Annotated in this window: 15 protein-coding genes and 1 pseudogene; 2 read left to right on the plus strand and 14 right to left on the minus strand. The window is 71.6% G+C overall.

Annotated elements, in window-relative coordinates:
* Positions 1-234: 234 nt before the first annotated feature.
* The 9 genes from aroB to ACZ3IG_RS23685 all read right to left on the minus strand — a co-directional run bounded on the left by aroB (position 235) and on the right by ACZ3IG_RS23685 (position 9,848).
* A complete protein-coding gene (aroB, locus tag ACZ3IG_RS23645; protein WP_467434499.1) occupies positions 235-1,329 on the minus strand; it encodes a 3-dehydroquinate synthase in 1,095 nt (364 codons plus the stop codon).
* A complete protein-coding gene (locus tag ACZ3IG_RS23650) occupies positions 1,326-1,841 on the minus strand; it encodes a shikimate kinase (RefSeq protein ID WP_467434500.1) in 516 nt (171 codons plus the stop codon). Before ACZ3IG_RS23650 ends, aroB begins: the two co-directional genes overlap by 4 nt.
* The gene (gene aroC, locus ACZ3IG_RS23655) at positions 1,838-3,022 is read right to left on the minus strand and encodes a chorismate synthase (protein WP_467434502.1); all 1,185 of its coding nucleotides are present in this window, start codon (positions 3,020-3,022) and stop codon (positions 1,838-1,840) included. Before aroC ends, ACZ3IG_RS23650 begins: the two co-directional genes overlap by 4 nt.
* 142 nt (positions 3,023-3,164) lie before the next feature.
* On the minus strand, positions 3,165-4,004 hold the full coding sequence (locus ACZ3IG_RS23660) for a shikimate dehydrogenase (RefSeq protein WP_467434503.1): 840 nt from the start codon (positions 4,002-4,004) through the stop codon (positions 3,165-3,167).
* The gene (gene mltG / locus ACZ3IG_RS23665; RefSeq protein WP_467434504.1) at positions 3,985-5,775 is read right to left on the minus strand and encodes an endolytic transglycosylase MltG; all 1,791 of its coding nucleotides are present in this window, start codon (positions 5,773-5,775) and stop codon (positions 3,985-3,987) included. Before mltG ends, ACZ3IG_RS23660 begins: the two co-directional genes overlap by 20 nt.
* A 123-nt stretch (positions 5,776-5,898) precedes the next feature.
* Positions 5,899-6,363: a Holliday junction resolvase RuvX gene (gene ruvX / locus ACZ3IG_RS23670; protein WP_437088671.1), complete on the minus strand. Its 465-nt coding sequence runs from the start codon at positions 6,361-6,363 to the stop codon at positions 5,899-5,901.
* Positions 6,363-9,035, minus strand: a complete 2,673-nt coding sequence (gene alaS, locus ACZ3IG_RS23675) for an alanine--tRNA ligase (RefSeq protein ID WP_467434505.1) — start codon at positions 9,033-9,035, stop codon at positions 6,363-6,365. Before alaS ends, ruvX begins: the two co-directional genes overlap by 1 nt.
* Positions 9,035-9,397, minus strand: coding sequence for a hypothetical protein (locus tag ACZ3IG_RS23680; protein ID WP_437088669.1), 363 nt, complete (start codon positions 9,395-9,397; stop codon positions 9,035-9,037). Before ACZ3IG_RS23680 ends, alaS begins: the two co-directional genes overlap by 1 nt.
* A gap of 7 nt (positions 9,398-9,404) precedes the next feature.
* Entirely contained in the window at positions 9,405-9,848 is a 444-nt protein-coding gene (locus tag ACZ3IG_RS23685) for a DUF948 domain-containing protein (RefSeq protein WP_215168624.1), read from the minus strand.
* 202 nt (positions 9,849-10,050) lie between these two features.
* Between ACZ3IG_RS23685 and ACZ3IG_RS23690 the strand changes: the two are divergent.
* A pseudogene (locus ACZ3IG_RS23690) lies at positions 10,051-12,266 on the plus strand (ATP-binding protein).
* On the opposite strand, the gene rpsD reads toward ACZ3IG_RS23690, so the two are convergent.
* The 5 genes from rpsD to ACZ3IG_RS23715 form a co-directional block, all read right to left on the minus strand.
* On the minus strand, positions 12,254-12,868 hold the full coding sequence (gene rpsD / locus ACZ3IG_RS23695; RefSeq protein WP_215168626.1) for a 30S ribosomal protein S4: 615 nt from the start codon (positions 12,866-12,868) through the stop codon (positions 12,254-12,256). The pseudogene ACZ3IG_RS23690 and the gene rpsD overlap by 13 nt on opposite strands.
* Before the next feature lie 291 nt (positions 12,869-13,159).
* Entirely contained in the window at positions 13,160-14,515 is a 1,356-nt protein-coding gene (locus ACZ3IG_RS23700) for a replication-associated recombination protein A (protein WP_467434507.1), read from the minus strand.
* 93 nt (positions 14,516-14,608) lie between these two features.
* Entirely contained in the window at positions 14,609-15,271 is a 663-nt protein-coding gene (locus ACZ3IG_RS23705) for a vitamin K epoxide reductase family protein (protein WP_467434508.1), read from the minus strand.
* A 507-nt stretch (positions 15,272-15,778) separates the two neighbouring features.
* Complete coding sequence (gene hisS, locus ACZ3IG_RS23710; RefSeq protein ID WP_467434510.1) at positions 15,779-17,041, minus strand: histidine--tRNA ligase; 1,263 nt, start codon at positions 17,039-17,041, stop codon at positions 15,779-15,781.
* 13 nt (positions 17,042-17,054) lie between these two features.
* Positions 17,055-17,762 (minus strand): MBL fold metallo-hydrolase, encoded by a 708-nt coding sequence (locus ACZ3IG_RS23715; protein WP_467434511.1) that lies wholly within the window; start codon positions 17,760-17,762, stop codon positions 17,055-17,057.
* 180 nt (positions 17,763-17,942) lie between these two features.
* Between ACZ3IG_RS23715 and ACZ3IG_RS23720 the strand changes: the two genes are divergently transcribed.
* On the plus strand, positions 17,943-18,761 hold the full coding sequence (locus tag ACZ3IG_RS23720) for a peptidylprolyl isomerase (protein ID WP_467434512.1): 819 nt from the start codon (positions 17,943-17,945) through the stop codon (positions 18,759-18,761).
* Positions 18,762-18,873 lie beyond the last annotated feature (112 nt).

Here is an 18,873-nt window from a genome sequence, read left to right on the forward strand (position 1 = left end):
TCCGTCTCGTTCTCGGGCTCGGTCCGCCGCCGGGGCGCTGCGGCCGGTGCCGGAGGTCGGCACCGGCGCGCCCCCTTCGGCTCACTCACCGCGGGCGATGGGCGCTGACAGCGGGGCCGGCCCCGCCTCTGTCGCAGAACGGTACCGCCCCCGGCCGTCGTTTGGTGAACGGCCGGGGGCGGCCCCAAGTGCCCGGCGCGCGGGGCGAATCGGGCGGATCGTACGTGGTGGGACCTACTGCCCCACTTCGCCGTAGGCGGCGAGGAGGACGGCGGGGTCCGGGCCCTCCAGGACGGTGGGCTTGGCCAGGCCGTCCAGGACGATGAAGCGCAGCAGGTCGCCGCGGGACTTCTTGTCGAGCTTCATGTTCTCCACGAGCTTGGGCCACTGGTCGTACCGGTAGTGCAGCGGCAGCCCCACCGCTTCGAGGATGCTGCGGTGGCGGTCGGCGGTGGCGTCGTCCAGGCGGCCGGCGAGGCGGCCCAGTTCGGCGGCGAAGTGCATGCCGACCGCGACGGCGGCGCCGTGCCGCCACTTGTAGCGCTCGTTCTTCTCGATGGCGTGGCCGAGGGTGTGGCCGTAGTTGAGGATCTCCCGGCGGCCCGCCTCCTTCAGGTCGGAGGAGACGACCTCGGCCTTGACCCGGATGGCCCGCTCGATCAGCTCGGCGGTGTGCGGTCCTGCCGGGGTGCGGGCGGCCTCGGGGTCGGACTCGATGAGGTCCAGGATCGCCGGGTCGGCGATGAAGCCGGCCTTGATGATCTCGGCGAGCCCGGAGACGTAGTCGTTGACCGGGAGGGAGTCCAGCGCGGCGAGGTCGCAGAGGACCCCGGCGGGCGGGTGGAAGGCGCCGACGAGGTTCTTGCCCTCGGCGGTGTTGATGCCGGTCTTGCCGCCGACGGCCGCGTCGACCATGGCCAGCACGGTGGTCGGTACGGCGATCCAGCGCACGCCGCGCAGCCAGGTCGCGGCGACGAACCCGGCCACGTCCGTGGTGGCGCCGCCGCCCACGCCGACGATGACGTCGGTGCGGGTGAACCCGGACTGGCCGAGCGCCTTCCAGCAGTAGGCGGCGACCTCGGCGGTCTTGGCCTCCTCCGCGTTGGGCACCTGGACGGCGATCGCGTCGTACCCCTGCCCGGCGAGGTCGGCGCGCAGCGCGTCGCCCGTCTCGGCGAGCGCCTCGGGGTGGATGACGGCGACCCGCTTGGCCTTGGGCCCGACCAGACCGGGCAGCTCGTCCAGGAGCTGCCGGCCCACCAGGACCTCGTACGCCTCACTGCCCGCGGTGGCGCCGACCTGGATGCGGGTGACTTCCTCGCTGCTCATGCTTCCTTCAGCTCCAGTGCGTCCAGTGCGGCCTGCGTGACCTCTTCCGGCGTACGGCCGTCGGTCGGTACGGCGGCCGTGGCGACGCTCTCGTACAGGTGCCGCCGGGCCTCCATCAGCTCGCGCCACTGCTTGCGCGGGTTGACCGCGAGCAGGGGTCGGGCCGCGTTGAGGCCGGTGCGCTTGACCGCTTCCTCGACGTCCATCGAGAGGTAGACCACCCGGTGTCCGGCGAGCAGCGCGCGCGTCTCCTCGTCCAGGATCGCGCCGCCGCCCAGGGCCAGGACGCCGTCGTGCTCGGCGAGCGCCCGCCGCACGGCCGCCTTCTCGATGGCCCGGAACGCGGCCTCGCCCTCGTCCACGAAGATCTCGGCGATGGCGCGGCCCTCGGCGGCGACGATGTCCTCGTCGGTGTCGCGGTAACCGGTCCCGAGCCGCTCGGCGAGCAGCGCGCCGACGGTGGACTTGCCGACCCCCATCGGGCCGACCAGGACGAGCAGCGGTGCGCTCATCGGATGGCCAGGGCGTCGAGGAACGAGGTGACGTTGCGCCGGGTCTCGGGCACGCTGTCGCCGCCGAACTTCTCCGCCACCGCGTCCGCCAGGACCAGCGCGACCATGGCCTCGGCGACGATGCCGGCCGCCGGGACGGCACAGACGTCGGAGCGCTGGTGGTGGGCGGCGGCTTCCTCACCGGTGGCGACGTCCACGGTCTTCAGGGCGCGCGGCACGGTCGCGATCGGCTTCATCGCCGCCCGCACCCGCAGCAGCTCGCCCGTGGTCAGCCCGCCCTCGGTGCCGCCGGAGCGGCCGGACGCCCGCTTGATGCCGTCGGGGGTGGTGAGGATCTCGTCGTGCGCCTTCGAACCGGGCACCCGGGCCAGGTCGAAGCCGTCCCCGACCTCGACGCCCTTGATCGCCTGGATGCCCATGAGCGCGGCGGCGAGGCGGGCGTCGAGCCGCCGGTCCCAGTGCACGTGCGAGCCGAGGCCGACCGGGACCCCGTACGCCAGCACCTCCACGACGCCACCGAGGGTGTCGCCGTCCTTGTGGGCCTGGTCGATCTCCTCGACCATCGCCTTGGAGGCGTCCGCGTCCAGGCAGCGCACCGGGTCGGCGTCCAGCTTCCCGACATCGGCCGGGGTCGGCAGCACGCCGTAGGGCGCCTTCGCGGCGGCCAGCTCGACGACATGGCTGACGATCTCGATGCCGGCCGTCTCCTTCAGGTAGGACCGCGCCACCGCGCCGAGCGCGACCCGGGCCGCGGTCTCCCGCGCGGAGGCACGCTCCAGGATCGGCCGGGCCTCGTCGAAGCCGTACTTCTGCATGCCCGCGAGGTCGGCGTGACCGGGCCTCGGCCGGGTCAGCGGGGCGTTGCGGGCGAGCCCGGCGAGGACCTCCGGGTCGACCGGGTCGCCGGCCATGACCTGCTCCCACTTGGGCCACTCGGTGTTGCCGACCATGATCGCGACCGGGGAGCCCAGGGTCAGGCCGTGCCGGACACCGCCGAGGAAGGTGACCTCGTCCCGCTCGAATTTCATCCGAGCGCCGCGCCCGTAGCCGAGCCGCCGCCGCGCCAGGTGGTCCGCCACCATCTCCGTGGTGATCGGCACGCCGGCGGGAAGACCCTCCAGCGTCGCGACGAGTGCGGGGCCGTGCGACTCCCCCGCGGTCAGCCAGCGCAACCTGCTCAACAGTGCTCCTCGGTGTTCGCGCCCTGTCCATCACGGCGCGACCGGGTGCGCGGCCCTGATCCGCCGCTCCCAATCCTCCCATGTCCCCCGATGTGACCTGGGCGGCGGTCCACCAGCCGGACAGCGGACCGCCCGCGGGCGCCTAACGGTCCGCCAGGGCCCGCTCGCCCGCGGTGCGCATGGCGGCCAGCGGGGCCGGGCCGCGCCCCGTCATCTGCTCCACCTGCAGCACCGCCTGGTGCACCAGCAGGTCGAGGCCGCTGACGACGGCGCCGCCGTGCGCCGACCAGCGGGCGGCCAGCGCGGTGGGCCAGGGCTCGTAGAGCACGTCGAAGAGGGTCGTGGGCATCTCCGGCACGGCGGCGGCCAGCGCGTCGGTGGTGCCGGCCGGGGTGGTGGCGACGACCAGTGGGGAGCGCAGCGCCTCCTCGGCGCGCGCCCAGTCCACGACGCGCACGTCGGCGTCGAGCCGCTCGGCCCACTCGCGCATCTCGGCGGCCCGGGCCTGGCTGCGCACGTAGACGGTGACCTCGCCGGTGCAGATCCGGGCCAGCGCGGCCAGCGCGGAGGAGGCGGTGGCGCCGGCGCCCAGGATCGCGGCGGACTCCACCTTCTCGACGCCGTGCTCGCGCAGGGCGGCGACCATGCCGGGGATGTCGGTGTTGTCGCCGGTGCGGCGGCCGTCCTCGGTGAAGACGACCGTGTTCACCGCGTCCACGGCGGCCGCCGTGTCGCTGACCTCGTCGAGCAGCGGGATCACGGCCCGCTTCAGCGGCATGGTGAGCGACAGCCCGGCCCACTCGGACCCCAGCTTGGCGACGAAGCCCGGCAGGGCCGCCTCGTCCACCTCGAAGCGGTCGTACGTCCATCCCTCCAGGCCCAGCGCGGCGTACGCGGCGCGGTGCAGCACCGGGGAGAGGGAGTGGGCGATCGGGGAGCCGAGGACGGCGGCCCGGCGGCCGTCAGTCGCCGGTGTTGGCATTGAACTCGTCCTTCAGTCTTTCGAACTCGGCGTTGGTCTTGGCGAACTCCGTGTTGCTCACGCCATCGGTGGCCACGAAGTAGATCCAGCCGTCGTCCGTGGGTTTGAGCGCGGCCTCCAGCGCCTCGGTACCCGGATTGCCGATGGGGCCGGGCGGCAGACCCTTGTGGTAGTAGGTGTTGTACGGGTCCGGGTTGCTGTTGATCGCGGACTCGCTGATGTGGATCTCACTCTGACCCATCAGGTAGTTGAAGGTCGAGTCGAACTGGAGCTTCTGGTTGGTCTCGTAGTTGTCGGTCTTGAGGCGGTTGTAGATGACCTCGGCCATCTTGCGGAAGTCCTCGTGGGTCTTGCCCTCGGCCTGCACCAGGCTGGCGACCGTCACGAGCTGCCACGGCCCGTCGAGCCCCAGTTCCTTCGACTTCTTCTCGAAGCCGAGCTCCTCGTACTTGTCGGTGGCCCGCGCCACCATCTCCTTGAGCACCGCCTCGGGCTTCTGCCCCTTGGCCACGGAGTAGCTGGACGGGTAGAGGAAGCCCTCCAGCGGGTCCTTGACGTCGGCGTGGTTCATCGCCCAGTCGGGCAGGCCGAGGTCCTTCCACTCGGTCTTGGCGACCTTGGCGGTGGTGCCCTTGTCGACGTCGAGGCGTTCGTCGATGAGCTCGTAGACGGCGGCGCTGCGCCTGCCCTCGGCGATGATCAGCGTGTTGCGGCTCTCGGGGCTGAGCATCAGCTTCACGGCGCTCTCGGCGGACATCTCCTTCTGCAGCGTGTAGACGCCGTCCTGGATGCCCTTGGCGTTCGGGTTGCTCTGCAGCGCCGCGACGAACGCGTCGACGCTCTTGACCACGCCCTTGCGCTTCAGCTCCTGGCCGATGGCCGAACCGCCCGCCCCCTTGGGGACGGTGATGGTCACCTGGGTGCCGTTGCCGTCGCCCGCGTAGTCCGGGGCCGCGCCGAAACGGTCCTGGTAGAACTGGTAGCCGAAATAGCCGATTCCCGCCACGCCGCCGCCCAGCACCAGGCAGACCACGAGGCACGCGCAACCGTTCCGCCGCTTCTTCGGCTTGCCCCCGCGGTTCCTGCGGTCACCGCGGCCGGGAGCGTCGTCGGCGGCGTCGTCGTCACCGTCACCGCCCGCGAAGAAGGCGTGTTCCCCCTGGTCGGGACCCGGGTCCCAGTCGGTCTTCTCCGGCTCCGGCTCGGTGCGCCGCCGGCTCGGCGGCTCGGGGGGCGGATACGCCTCCGGGGTGCCGTAGTGGTCGGGCTGCTCCGTGCCGTAGGAGGCGGCCGCCTGCTGGGCGTACGGGTCGGCTGGATCGGCCGGGTACACGGGCTGCTGCTGTCCGGTGGACCAGTCCTCGGTGCCGTACTGCTGATCCTGGTGCTGCTGGCCCTGTTGGTGCTGGTCCTGGTGCGGCTGGCCCTGTTGGTGCTGGTCCTGGTGCTGCTGCGCCGGGTACTGCTGCCCGCCGTACTGCGGGTCGTACTGCTGCTGGCCGTACTGCCCGCCCTGCCCGCCGTCGAACTGCTGCCCGTCGTACTGCTGTCCGCCGTGCGGGTACTGCTGCTGGGCCTGGCCGTAGCCGGCCTGGCCTCCGCCGTCGCCCCAGTCACCGTGCTGCTGATGCTGCGGTTGGTGCTGCGGCTGGCCGCCGTCGAAGGGCTGCTGTCCCGCGTGGGCCTGCTGCCCTCCCCACCCGCCGTCCCCGTACAACGGGTCCTCCGGGTGCCACGGTTCGGAGCCCTGGCCCCGGCCATACTCAGTCATGGATCCCCTAGAGCCGCGAGGCGGCGGTCACGCGGCTTTCACGGACCACTTACCGTTCCGCCTCTCTCTGTGCGGAGGCTGTTCGAAGACCGCCGCATCGCGCGGAACGTTACCGTACAGCGATCAGATGACCACTTCGACGCCCTCGCCAGGAGGATTACCTGACACCCGTTCGGATTCAAGCGCCTGCTGAAGGATGATCACAGCGGCGGCCTGGTCGATGACCGAACGGCCCTTCTTGGAGTTCACCCCGGAGGCGCGCAGCCCCTGGCTCGCCGTCACGGTCGTCATCCGCTCGTCGACGAGCCGGACCGGGACGGGGGCGATGCCCTGGGCCAGTTCCTGGGCGAAACGGCGGACCTTGGCCGCCGCCGGACCCTCGCCCCCCTTGAGGGAGCGGGGCAGGCCGGCGACGACCTCGATCGGCTCGTACTCCTCGACGAGCGCGCGCAGCCGACGGTGGGCCGCCGGGAGGTCCCGGCCCGGGACCGTCTCGACGGGGGTGGCGAGGATCCCGTCGGGGTCGCACGAGGCGACCCCGATCCGGGCGTCCCCGACGTCGATGGCGAGCCGACGTCCTCTGCGCATTACTTGGCCGTCTCCGCGACCAGGCGCTCCACGGCGGCCACGGCGTCACCGATGGCGGCCGGGTTCTGGCCGCCGCCCTGGGCGACGTCCGGCTTGCCGCCACCGCCGCCGCCGAGGGTTTTGGCTGCGGTACGGACCAGGTCACCGGCCTTGAGGCCGCGGTCGCGGGCGGCGTCGTTGGTGGCGATGACGGTGAGGGGCTTGCCGTTCACCGTCGTGAACAGGGAGACCACGGCGGCCCGGCCACCCTGGATACGGCCGCGCACGTCGAGGACCAGCTTGCGCAGGTCGTCGGCGGTGGTGCCGTCCGGGACCTGGCCGGTGACCAGGGCGACGCCCCGTACGTCCTTGGCGGACTCGGCGAGACCGGCGGCGGCCTGGAGGACCTTCTCGGCGCGGAACTTCTCGATCTCCTTCTCGGCGTCCTTCAGCTTGCCGAGCATGGCGGAGACCTTCTCCGGGAGCTCCTCCGGACGGCCCTTGATCAGCTCCTGGAGCTGGGCGACGACCGTGTGCTCACGGGCGAGGAAGTTGTAGGCGTCGACGCCCACCAGGGCCTCGATGCGGCGCACACCGGAGCCGATGGACGACTCGCCCAGCAGCTTCACCAGGCCCAGCTGGGCGGTGTTGTGCACGTGGGTGCCGCCGCACAGCTCCTTGGAGAAGTCGCCGATGGTGACGACGCGCACCCGCTCGCCGTACTTCTCGCCGAACTCGGCGATGGCGCCCTGCTTCTTGGCCTCGTCGATGCCCATGACGTCGGCGCGGACGTCCAGGTCACGGGCGAGCACCTCGTTGATCTTCTGCTCGACGTCGGTCATCACGGCCGTCGGGACGGCGGACGGGGAACCGAAGTCGAAGCGGAAGCGGCCGGGCTGGTTCTCGGAACCGGCCTGGGCGGCCGTCGGGCCCAGGGCGTCGCGCAGCGCCTGGTGGGTGAGGTGGGTGGCCGAGTGGGCACGGGCGATGGCCTTGCGGCGCCGGTCGTCGATGGCGGCGTGGGCCTTGGCGCCGACGGTGATCTCACCGACCTGGACGACGCCCTTGTGGACGTAGACGCCCGGGACCGGCTTCTGGCAGTCGCGGACCTCGATGACGGCACCGGAGTCGGTCCTGATCCGGCCGGTGTCGCCGATCTGGCCGCCGCCCTCGGCGTAGAAGGGCGTGCGGTCCAGGACGATCTCGACCTCGTCGCCCTCGGTGGCGGCCGGCGAGGAGACGCCGTCGACCAGGATGCCGACGACGGTCGACTCGCCCTCGGTGTCGGTGTAGCCGATGAAGTCGGTCTGTCCGGCGCGGTCGGCGATCTCGCGGTAGGCGCCGAGGTCGGCGTGGCCGGTCTTCTTGGCCTGGGCGTCGGCCTTGGCGCGCTCCCGCTGCTCCTTCATCAGCCGCCGGAAGCCGTCCTCGTCCACGGACAGGCCCTGCTCGGCGGCCATCTCCAGGGTGAGGTCGATCGGGAAGCCCCAGGTGTCGTGGAGCAGGAACGCCTTGTCGCCGGAGAGGACCGAGCCGCCGGCGGCCTTGGTGTCGGCGACGGCGGTGTCGAGGATGTTGGTGCCGGCCTTCAGCGTCTTGAGGAAGGCGTTCTCCTCGGCGACGGCGACCTTCTCGATCCGCTCCCGGTCGGTGACCAGCTCGGGGTACTGCTGCCCCATCATCTCGATGACGGTGTCGATCAGGTCCTTGACGACCGGACCGGTGGCGCCGAGCAGCCGCATGTTGCGGATGGCGCGGCGCATGATGCGGCGCAGCACGTAGCCGCGGCCCTCGTTGCCGGGGGTGACGCCGTCGCCGATGAGCATCACGGAGGTGCGCATGTGGTCGGTGACCACGCGCAGCGAGACGTCCGACTCGTGGGCGTCGCCGTACGAGACGCCGGTCAGCTCGGTGGCCTTCTTGATGACGGCCATGGAGGTGTCGATCTCGTACATGTTCTGCACGCCCTGCAGAATCATGGCGAGCCGCTCCAGGCCGAGCCCGGTGTCGATGTTCTTGCTCGGCAGGTCCCCGAGGATCTCGAAGTCCTCCTTGGAGGTGCCCTCGCCCCGCTCGTACTGCATGAAGACGAGGTTCCAGATCTCCACGTACCGCTCGTCGTTGACGGCCGGGCCGCCCTCGACGCCGAACTCGGGGCCGCGGTCGTAGTTGATCTCGGAGCAGGGGCCGCAGGGGCCGGGGACACCCATCGACCAGTAGTTGTCCTTCTTGCCGAGGCGCTGGATGCGCTCGGAGGGGACGCCGACGACGTCGTGCCAGATGCGCTCGGCCTCGTCGTCGTCCTGGTAGACGGTGATCCACAGGCGCTCGGGGTCGAGGCCGTAGCCGCCCTTGTCCTGGGGGCTGGTGAGCAGCTCCCAGGCGTACTTGATGGCGCCTTCCTTGAAGTAGTCGCCGAAGGAGAAGTTGCCGCACATCTGGAAGAACGTGCCGTGCCGGGTGGTCTTGCCGACCTCTTCGATGTCCGGCGTGCGCACGCACTTCTGCACGCTGGTGGCGCGGTCGAAGGGCGGCTTGACCTCACCGAGGAAGTACGGCTTGAAGGGCACCATGCCGGCCGGGACCAGCAGCAGAGTCGGGTCGTCCGCGATGAGCGACGCCGAAGGGACGACGGTGTGCCCGCGCTCCTCGAAGAAGCTCAGCCAGCGGCGGCGGATCTCGGCCGACTCCATCAGTGGTCCTCATTCCGGTTGTACGAGTACGTCGTCCTGTCGATGTACTTCGAAGTGGGCATCGGGTCGTTGCGGTTCTCGATGGCGGCGTACCGCCGGGGTGCCGGGAGCTCCCGGTCGACGGGGGCGTCGAGACCGAGCGCGTCGCCCAGTTCGGCCTCCCGCTGGGCCATGTTGTGGCGGACGTCGAGCGCGAAGTCCACGGCGCGGTCCTTGAGCCGGCCGCCGGCCTCGATCGCCTTGTTCGCCGCGGTCACGGCGAGGTTCTCGGGGGTGAGCTGCTTCAGCTTCCGGTTGACCTTGGTGGTGGCCCACACTCCGGCGGCGACGCCGGTGGTGAACCAGAACGTACGGCGGAACATCGCTTGCTCAGTCCTTCTTCCGCTTCGCCCGCCGCGTCGCCGGGACGGTACGGCCCACCACGACGGTGCGCCTGGCTGTCTTGGCCGGCACGTCCTCCTTGCGACCGCCCATCGCCCGGCGCACGCCGTAGCCGAAGGCCGCGACCTTGACCAGGGGGCCGCCGAAGGTGGAGGCGACGGTGGTGGAGAGCGCCGAGGCGTTGGAGGTGACCTCCTGGACGTCGGAGGCGATCGCGTCGACCCGTTCGATCTGGGTCTGCGCCGAGCGCACCGCCGTGGAGGCGTCGGCCAGCAGCGGGACGGCCTGGTCGGTCACGTCCGCCACGAGCTTGGTGGTCGCCTTGAGCGTCTGGGCCAGCCTCACCAGTGCGACGGCGAGGAAGGAGACCAGGATCGCCCAGAACACGGCCACCAGGATCCCGGCCACCTCGCCACCGGACACTGTGTGCACCCGCTCCCTGAAACGTGCCGGAACTTCGCGTACGTCGACTTCACGCCCGTCATGACCATCGAGACCATCGAGAACACGAAAAGTCGTGCACCGAGCCTATCGCGCCGGGGATAGGGGTCCGTACCGGATTACCGTCCGCGTGCGGCGCGGATGTGCGAGACGTTTGTACGCGGTGCGCACGCTTCAGTACGCTGCGTTCCCTATGCGTGATCAACGGCATGACGGAACGTTTCCGGCCGGGAATCTGCCGCTGGAACTGGACGCCTTCGTCGGACGCGTGGCGGAACTCTCCGAGCTGGACGACGCGCTGCGCGGCGCGCGGCTGGTGACGGTCACCGGGGTGGGCGGGGTCGGCAAGTCGCGGCTGGCGGAGCGGGCCGCCGCCCGGTCGGCGCCGCGGGACGGGGTCTGGCGGGTGGAGCTGGCGCCCGTGCGCGATCCGGAGTTCGTGGACTACGCGGTGGTGGAGGCGCTCGGCCTGACCGACCACACCACCCGGGCGCCCCGCGAGACCCTGCTCGGCCACCTCGCCGACCGTGAGGTCCTGCTGCTGCTCGACGGAGTCGAGCACCTGGTGGACGCGTGTGCCCGGCTGGTGACGGAGCTGCTGGGCCGGGCCCCCGGGCTGCGGGTGCTGGCGGTGGGGCGCCGGCCGCTGGCCGTCTCCGGCGAGCGGCTGTTCCCGCTGGCGCCGCTGACCGGGGAGGAGGCGGTGTCCCTGCTGATGGTGCGCGCCGCCCAGCACGGGGTGGAGATCGGCGGCGGGGACGGCGCCGAGGTGCGGGAGCTGTGCCGGCGGCTGGACGGCATCCCGCTGGCGATCGAGCTGGCCGCGGGGCGGCTGGACGCGCTGACGCCGGAGCAGGTGCTCGGTCGGCTGGACGACCGGTTCCGGCTGCTGGCCGGGGAGAACCGGACGGCGCTGCCCCGGCACCGGGCGCTGCGCACCGCGATCGGCTGGAGCCATGAGCTGTGCACGCCCGGGGAGCGGCTGCTGTGGGCGCGTCTTTCGGTGTTCGCGGGACGGTTCGGCCTGGAGGCCGCGGAGTACGTGTGCGGCGGCGACGGCCTGCCCGCCGACGAGGTGCTGGACGTGCTCTCCGCGCTGCTCGCCCAGTCCGTGCTGACCCGCGAGGAGACACCGGCCGGGGTGCGCTACCGGATGCTCGGCACGGTGCGGGCGTACGGCGCCGAGTGGCTGGAGGCGACGGGCGACGCGGCGCGGCTGCGGCGGCGGCACCGCGACTGGTACGTGGGCCTGGCGACCTGGTGCGAGCTGGAGTGGTTCTCGCCCCGCCAGTCGGAGGTCGCCGCGCGTGTCGAGGCCGAGCTGCCGAATCTGCGCGCCGCCCTGGACCACTGCCTGTCCGATCCGGACGGGGCGCACCTGGGCCAGTATCTGGCGGGTTCCCTGTGGTTCCACTGGGTGGGCTGCGGGCGGCTGGCGGAGGGGCGGCACTGGCTGGAGCAGGCGGTGCGGCTGGACGCGGAGCGGACCGCGCACGAGCAGTCCCGGCTCAAGGCCCTGTGGGTGCTGGCGTACGTGGCGATCCTGCAGGGCGACACGGTGTGCGCGCGGGCGACGCTGGAGGAGTGCCACCGGGAGGCGGAGCGGGCCGGCAATCCGGCGGCGCTGGCGTACGCGGTGCACCGCTCGGGCTGTCTGGCGCTGATCACCGATGACGTGACGGGCGCCGAGACGCTGCTGCGCTCCGCGCTGGCGCGGTACCGGAAGACCGGCGAGCTGAACAGCAATGTGCTGATGGCCCAGGTGGAGCTGGCGATGGCGCGGGCCTTCCAGGGCGATCTGGCGGACGCGGTGCGGCTGTGCCAGGACGTGCGCCGGGTGTGCGACGACCACGGCGAGCGCTGGGCCCGCGCCTACGCGCTGTACGTGCTGGCGTACGCGGCCTGGAGCGACGGCGATCCGGGCAGGGCCCGGCGGCTGCTGACCGTCTGCCTGGGCGACGCCCACGGCTTCCGTGACCTGCTGGGTGCGGTGCTGTCGCTGGAACTGCTGGCCCTGGTCACGGTGACGGAGGGGGACGCGGCGGAGGCGGCAGTGCTCCAGGGGGCGGCGGGGCGGATGTGGCCCGCGGTGGGCCTGCAACTGTTCGGCTCGGCGCACTACAACGCGCCGCGCGAGCTGTGCGAGGCGGCGGCCCGCGACCGGCTGGGCGGCGAGGCGTACGAGGAGTGCCTGCGGCGGGGGGCGCGGCTGGGCCAGGAGGAGGCGGTGGCCCGGGCGCTGCGGCGGTCCGGGGAGCCGGCGGCGCTGCCGGGGCCGCGTCGTCCCGTGCGGCCGACGAGGACGCCGGGGACGCCGGGCACATGACGAGGCCCGCCGCCCCGCCCGCCCACGAGGGCGGGGAGACGGCGGGCCCGAGTACCGCGGCCGGCTGGGATCAGCGGGCGTAGTACTCGACGACGAGCTGCTCGTCGCAGATCACCGGGATCTCCTTGCGGTTCGGCTCGCGGTCCAGGCGGAACGCCAGGGCCTTGAGGTTCACCTGGAGGTAACGCGGGGTCTCGCCGTCGGGGGCGAAGCCACCCTCACGCGCGACCTGGAACAGCGTCTTCTCCTTGGAGCGGTCGCGGACCTGCACGACGTCGTCGGGGCGGACGCGGAAGGACGGCTTGTCGACCTTCTGACCGTTGACCGCGATGTGGCCGTGGACGACCATCTGGCGGGCCTGGTAGATCGTGCGGGCGATGCCCGAGCGCAGGACCAGCGCGTCGAGCCGGCGCTCCAGCTCCACGATCAGGGCCTCACCGGTCTTGCCCTGGACCTTGGAGGCACGCTCGTAGGCGCGGACGAGCTGGCGCTCGGACACGTCGTACTGGGCACGCAGACGCTGCTTCTCCAGCAGACGGACCTTGTAGTCCGAGTTCTGCTTGCGGCCGCGGCCGTGCTCACCCGGCGGGTAGGGGCGGGCCTCGAAGTACTTGACGGCCTTCGGCGTCAGCGCGATGCCGAGGGCACGCGACTTCTTGACCTTGGGGCGGGACTGGTTCGCCACTGTCTCTCATTTCCTAGTGTTCGGCTTGCCAGGGTTGAGGGAGGTCGCATCCGCAGCCGGGGAAACCCGCCGGGTCCGCGTGGGACCTGCCGGGCAGCCGCTCCCTGGTCTGGGCACATACGTGCAGCACGCGAGTGGCCCACCGACCGGTCCCGTCCTGCGACGAGGGGTGGTGGGCTGCCCGCGACACCTTCGACGGTGCGCGACGCTCCTGGAACCCGCTGGGGTTCCGGCCGGTTGTCCCGCTCTGACGGCACGGGACTCGGCACTCCGATCGAGTTTACAGGGTGCTCAGGGCCTCTTTCGACCGAGGTGCTTCCTGGTCCACTCCACGGCGTCCGCGTACCGCGCCTCGCCGCCGTGCCGGGTCGGGATGTAGTACTCGCGGTCCTTCAGGGCGTCCGGGGCGTACTGCTGGGCGGCGATGCCCTCGGGCAGGTCGTGCGGGTAGACGTACCCCTGCCCGTGGCCCAGCTTGCCCGCGCCCTGGTAGTGGCTGTCGCGCAGGTGGGCCGGGACGGTCCCGGCGTGCCCCTTGCGTACGTCGTCCAGGGCGGCGCCGATCGCGGTGGTCGCGGCGTTGGACTTGGGCGCCAGGGCGAGGGCGATGGTGGCGTGGCTGAGGGTGAGGGCGGCCTCGGGGAAGCCGATCATGGCGACGGCCTGGGCGGCGGCGACCGCGATCGGCAGGGCGTTCGGGTCGGCGAGGCCGATGTCCTCGCTGGCGGAGATCATCAGGCGGCGGGCGATGAAGCGGGGGTCCTCGCCGGCCTCGATCATGCGGGCCAGGTAGTGCAGGGCGGCGTCGACGTCGGAGCCGCGGATGGACTTGATCAGGGCGCTGGCGACGTCGTAGTGCTGGTCGCCGTCGCGGTCGTACTTGACCGCCGCCCGGTCGACGGTCTCCTCCAGCGTGGCCAGGGTGATCTCCGGCTCGCCCTTGTCGAGCGCGGCCCCGGCGGCGGCCTCCAGGGCGGTCAGCGCGCGGCGGGCGTCGCCGCCGGCGATGCGCAGCAGGTGGTCCTCGGTGTCCCCGGGGAGGGTGACGGCGCCCTTGAGGCCCCGGTCGTCGGTGAGGGCGCGGCGGAGCAGGCCGCGGACGTCGTCGTCGGTGAGGGGTTCGAGGGTGAGCAGGAGCGAGCGGGAGAGGAGGGGGGAGATCACCGAGAAGTACGGGTTCTCGGTGGTCGCGGCGATCAGCGTCACCCAGCGGTTCTCGACCGCGGGCAGGAGGGAGTCCTGCTGGGCCTTGCTGAAACGGTGGATCTCGTCGAGGAAGAGGACGGTCTCCTTGCCGTACCCGCCGACCGCGCGCCGGGCGCCGTCGATGACCGCGCGGACCTCCTTGACGCCCGCGGTGATCGCCGACAGCTCCACGAACCGCTTGTTGGTGGCCTTGGAGACGACGTACGCCAGGGTCGTCTTGCCGGTGCCGGGCGGGCCCCAGAGGATCACCGAGGAGGGGCCGGCGGGGCCGGCGGCGCCCTCTCCGACCAGGCGGCGCAGCGGTGAGCCCGGCTTGAGCAGGTGCTGCTGGCCCACGACCTCGTCGAGGGTGCGCGGGCGCATCCGGACGGCCAGGGGGCTGCCGGAGGGGTCTTTCTCCTGGCGTTCTTCTGCGGCGGCGGTGAACAGATCGGGCTCCACGCTCGAAACCCTAAATGACCGCACTGACAACGCGACGGGCGCCGTCGGCCGGGCCCGTGGGTCCGGCCGACGGCGCCCGAGGGATGGCGCGGGTCAGCTGGTCCAGAAGTCCCACCAGCGGGTCAGGATCAGCATGCCGATGATGCCGATGTGCAGGACCGGCAGCACCCAGGTGAACTCGCCGAAGAAGCCGCGCAGCCAGCCTGGCGCGGGCAGGAAGCCCTTGCGCACGTTGAAGGAGGTCACGTACCAGAACATGATGATCGTGGCGACCCAGGCCAGCGAGCACCACAGGCACAGCGCGTTGATCCGGTACAGGGACTGGAACTGCAGCCAGGTGCAGAAGCCCACGCCGAACAGGGTGCCCGCGTTGAAGGTGAGCCAGTACCAGCGCGGGAAGCGGGCCCGCGCGAGCAGGCTCACGCCGACGCAGATCACGATGCCGTAGCAGACCAGGCCGAGCATCGGGTTGGGGAAGCCGAAGACGGACGCCTGGTCGCTCTCCATGACGCTGCCGCAGGAGACGACGGGGTTCAGGCTGCACCCGGGGACGAACGTGGTGCCGGCGACCTTGGCTTCGAGCAGCTTGAACTTGTCGATCGTGATGACCCACGCGGCGAGCAGTCCGGCGGCGCCGGTGATCACCAGCAGCACGGCGAACGCGCGGCTGCCGCCCGCCGCACCCGGCGCGACGGCACCGGCTCCGGACGCGGGCTCGGGGTCCGTGGAGACGTCTCTGACTGTCGTCTTGCTCATCACGCCGATTCCGTCACTTGAGGTCTCATCTTCTTCGGGCACGGTCATTGTGCCGCACGCACGCGCGTGTCCACCGTTCGGTGGACATAAGGAAGGACGTTCGGTCCTCCCCGAGGACGCTGTTCCGGACAACGCTTGCACCATGAGCGCACAGGCGAACGAACCGGCCGTGCTCGGGCCCGACGGGGCGGGCACGCACTGTGGTGAGGATCCTCCAGGGCAACCGCTCCAGGGACGGCGGCGAGGTCCGGGCGCGCACCCGGCGCACGGCACGCGCGCGTGGCGCTCTCGGATCGGGTTCGTCCGGCAGGACGAATCGGAGCCCGCGGGGTTGACGGACCTCGACGGCACCCCGCGCGCGGTGCGCGCCGGCGCCCCCGCCGAGGAGGCCGCCGCGCTGACGCGCCGCTTCGGCCGGACACCGACGACCGCACAGGGGCCGTCACCAGCGCCATGCGGCACGGGCCACTGGAGCAGTGACCGTGCCGCACCGGGCGCGCGGCGGGCTCAGCCGAGCCGGGACTCCAGCTCCGCCACGATCTCGTTGACGCCGATCGCGGTCTGCTCGCCGGACTCCATGTCCTTGAGCTGGACGACGCCCTCGGCGAGGTCGCGTTCGCCGGCCACGATCGTGTAACGGGCGCCGCTGCGGTTGGCGTTCTTCATGGCGCCCTTGAGGCCCTTGCCGCCGTAGGAGAAGTCGGCGGCGACGCCGTTCTTGCGCAACTCGGTGACCTTGGCGAACAGCACGCGGCGGGCCTCCTCGCCGAGCGGTACGGCGAAGACGGAGGTGGTGGCGGGCAGGTCCAGCGCGACGCCCTCGGCCTCCAGGGCCAGGACCGTGCGGTCGACGCCGAGGGCCCAGCCGACGGACGGCAGCGCGGGGCCGCCGATCATCTCGGAGAGGCCGTCGTAGCGGCCGCCGCCGCCCACCGCGGACTGGGAGCCGAGCCCGTCGTGGACGAACTCGAAGGTGGTGCGCGTGTAGTAGTCCAGGCCGCGCACCAGCTTCGGGTCGTCCTCGAAGACGACGCCCGCCGCCGTGATCAGCTCGCGGACCTCCTCGTGGTACGCCTTGCAGGCGTCGCAGAGGTAGTCGCGCAGCAGCGGCGCGTCCCCGAGCTGCTTCTGCACGGACTCGCGCTTGTCGTCCAGGACGCGCAGCGGATTGATGTCGGCCCGGCGCAGGGTGTCCTCGTCCAGGTCCAGGCCGCGCAGGAACTCCTGGAGGGCGGCCCGGTAGACAGGACGGCACTCCTTGTCGCCCAGGGAGTTGAGCAGGATGCGGAAGCCGCGCAGGCCCAGCGAGCGGTACGCCTGGTCGGCCAGGATGATCAGCTCGGCGTCGAGCGCCGGGTCCTCCGCGCCGATCGCCTCGGCACCGACCTGCGAGAAGTGGCGGTAACGGCCCTTCTGGGGGCGCTCATAGCGGTAGTACGAGCCGGAGTACCAGAGCTTGACGGGGAGGTTGCCCGTCTTGTGCAGGTTGGCCTCCAGCGTCGCGCGCAGCACGGAGGCCGTGCCCTCGGGGCGCAGGGCGAGCCGGTCGCCGCCCTTGGTCTCGAAGGCGTACATCTCCTTGGTGACGATGTCGGTGGACTCCCCGACACCGCGCGCGAACAGCTCGACGCTCTCGAAGCCGGGCGTCTCGATGTAGCCGTAGCCGGAGTCGCGCAGCGGGGCCGCGATCGCCTCGCGAACGGCCAGGTACTTCGCGGAGTCGGGCGGCAGCAGGTCGTACGTGCCCTTGGGGGCCTTGAAGGTGCTCACGGAAGGTCTCTCGTCACATTCCTCGTCGGGAAGCCCCGGGGGCCTCCTGGCCGGAAGCCGCCTGCCGCAGATACGGGTTGGCGGCGCGCTCCTGGCCGATGGTCGTCTGGGGGCCGTGTCCGGACAGCACCACGGTCGTGTCGTCGAGCGGCAGGACCACGCGGGTCAGGGACTCGAGCATGTCGTCCATGGAGCCACCGGGCAGATCGGTGCGTCCGATGGAGCCGGCGAACAGCAGGTCGCCCGAGAACAGCACCGGCGGGATGTCCGCCGCCTCGGGCAGGCCGAAGGTCACCGACCCCTTGGTATGGCCCGGCGCGTGCGCCACGGTCAGCTCCAGGCCCGCCAGCTCCAGCTTCGCGCCGTCGGTCAGCTCCCGTACGTCGTCCGGCTCCCCCACGCTCAGCTCACCCATCAGCGGCATCCCGATGGACCGGCCGAGGCCCTTCTCGGGGTCGCTCATCATGTAGCGGTCCGCCGGGTGGATCCACGCGGGTACGTCACTGGCTCCGCACACCGGGACGACCGAGGCCACGTGGTCGATGTGGCCGTGCGTGAGGACGACGGCGACCGGCTTGAGCCGGTGCTTCTTCAGCGTCTCCTCGACTCCCTGGGCGGCCTGGTGGCCGGGGTCGATGATCACGCACTCCTCACCGGCGGCCGGGGCGACGAGGTAGCAGTTCGTCCCCCAGGCCCCGGCGGGGAACCCGGCAATGAGCACGATCGTCCTTCGTTGTGTCGATACGGGTGGCTTGTGAGCGGGCTGCGCCCGTGGTCAGAGCCTACCGGCGGTGCCGATTCCTCAGCGAACCCATATACGGTACGGGGCTAACGCAGGCGGTCGGCCCACGGGCACGCACGCGTACCGGTCGGCACACGAAGACGCATAGGAGACAACCCGGTGGTCAGCCAGGAACAGCGGCGGCGTCAGCTCGCCCGGGAGAAGTTCTTGCGGCAGCAGCAGCGGCGCACCGCCGCGCGACGCAAGGCGCGGGTGCGGAACTCGGTGATCGCGTCGGTGCTCGGCGTGGTGCTGGTGGGCAGCCTCGCGCTGTACACGACCGGCACACTCAAGGGCGACGACGACAAGGAGAACGCGAGCACCGAGGCGTCGCCCAGCGCGTCGGCGTCCAAGGCCGCCGACCCGTGCGACAAGGCCGCGGCGGGCAAGGTCTCGACGAAGACCTGGAAGAAGGAGCCGGCGATGTCCATCGACAAGTCGGCGGACTACACCATGACGCTGGACACGACGTGCGGCGAGATAGACATCGCCCTGAAGGCGTCGGCGGCGCCGCACACGGTGAACTCGTTCGACTTCCTCGCCGGGAAGGGCTTCTTCGACCACTCCACGTGCCACCGGCTCACCACCAGCGGCATCTACGTGCTGCAGTGCGGCGACCCGACCGGGCAGGGCACCGGCGGTCCCGGCTACACGATCCCGGACGAGAACCTGAAGGACAAAAGCCTGAAGGACAACATCTACCCGGCGGGCACGGTGGCGATGGCCAACACCGGGCAGGCGGACTCCGGCGGCAGCCAGTTCTTCCTGGTGTACCAGGACAGTGAGCTGCCACCCAGCTACACACCGTTCGGCACCATCTCGGACGCCGGCATGAAGGTGCTCAAGAAGATCGCCGCCGCGGGCGAGAGCACCGGCGCCGGTGACGGAGCGCCGAACGCGACGGTCGTGATCGACAAGGCGACCGTCGCGAAATCCTGACTGTCAACTGCGGAATTTCGGTCGTGCGGGATGCGGACAGGCCCCCCGCCGGTCGCCTATGTTGGCGGTGACGAAACTGTGGACGATGCCCGGGGGTGGGAAAGCCCTCCGC

This window comes from Streptomyces sp. NPDC016677 (assembly GCF_055562815.1).

Excerpts from the sequence above, each read along its gene's own strand:
- ACZ3IG_RS23650 (WP_467434500.1), bottom strand. The coding sequence starts at position 1,841 with ATGAGCGCACCGCTGCTCGTCCTGGTCGGCCCGATGGGGGTCGGCAAG.
- ACZ3IG_RS23660 (WP_467434503.1), bottom strand. The coding sequence starts at position 4,004 with ATGCCAACACCGGCGACTGACGGCCGCCGGGCCGCCGTCCTCGGCTCC.
- mltG (WP_467434504.1), bottom strand. The coding sequence starts at position 5,775 with ATGACTGAGTATGGCCGGGGCCAGGGCTCCGAACCGTGGCACCCGGAG.
- aroB (WP_467434499.1), bottom strand. The coding sequence starts at position 1,329 with ATGAGCAGCGAGGAAGTCACCCGCATCCAGGTCGGCGCCACCGCGGGC.
- ruvX (WP_437088671.1), bottom strand. The coding sequence starts at position 6,363 with ATGCGCAGAGGACGTCGGCTCGCCATCGACGTCGGGGACGCCCGGATC.
- ACZ3IG_RS23680 (WP_437088669.1), bottom strand. The coding sequence starts at position 9,397 with ATGTTCCGCCGTACGTTCTGGTTCACCACCGGCGTCGCCGCCGGAGTG.
- alaS (WP_467434505.1), bottom strand. The coding sequence starts at position 9,035 with ATGGAGTCGGCCGAGATCCGCCGCCGCTGGCTGAGCTTCTTCGAGGAG.
- ACZ3IG_RS23705 (WP_467434508.1), bottom strand. The coding sequence starts at position 15,271 with ATGAGCAAGACGACAGTCAGAGACGTCTCCACGGACCCCGAGCCCGCG.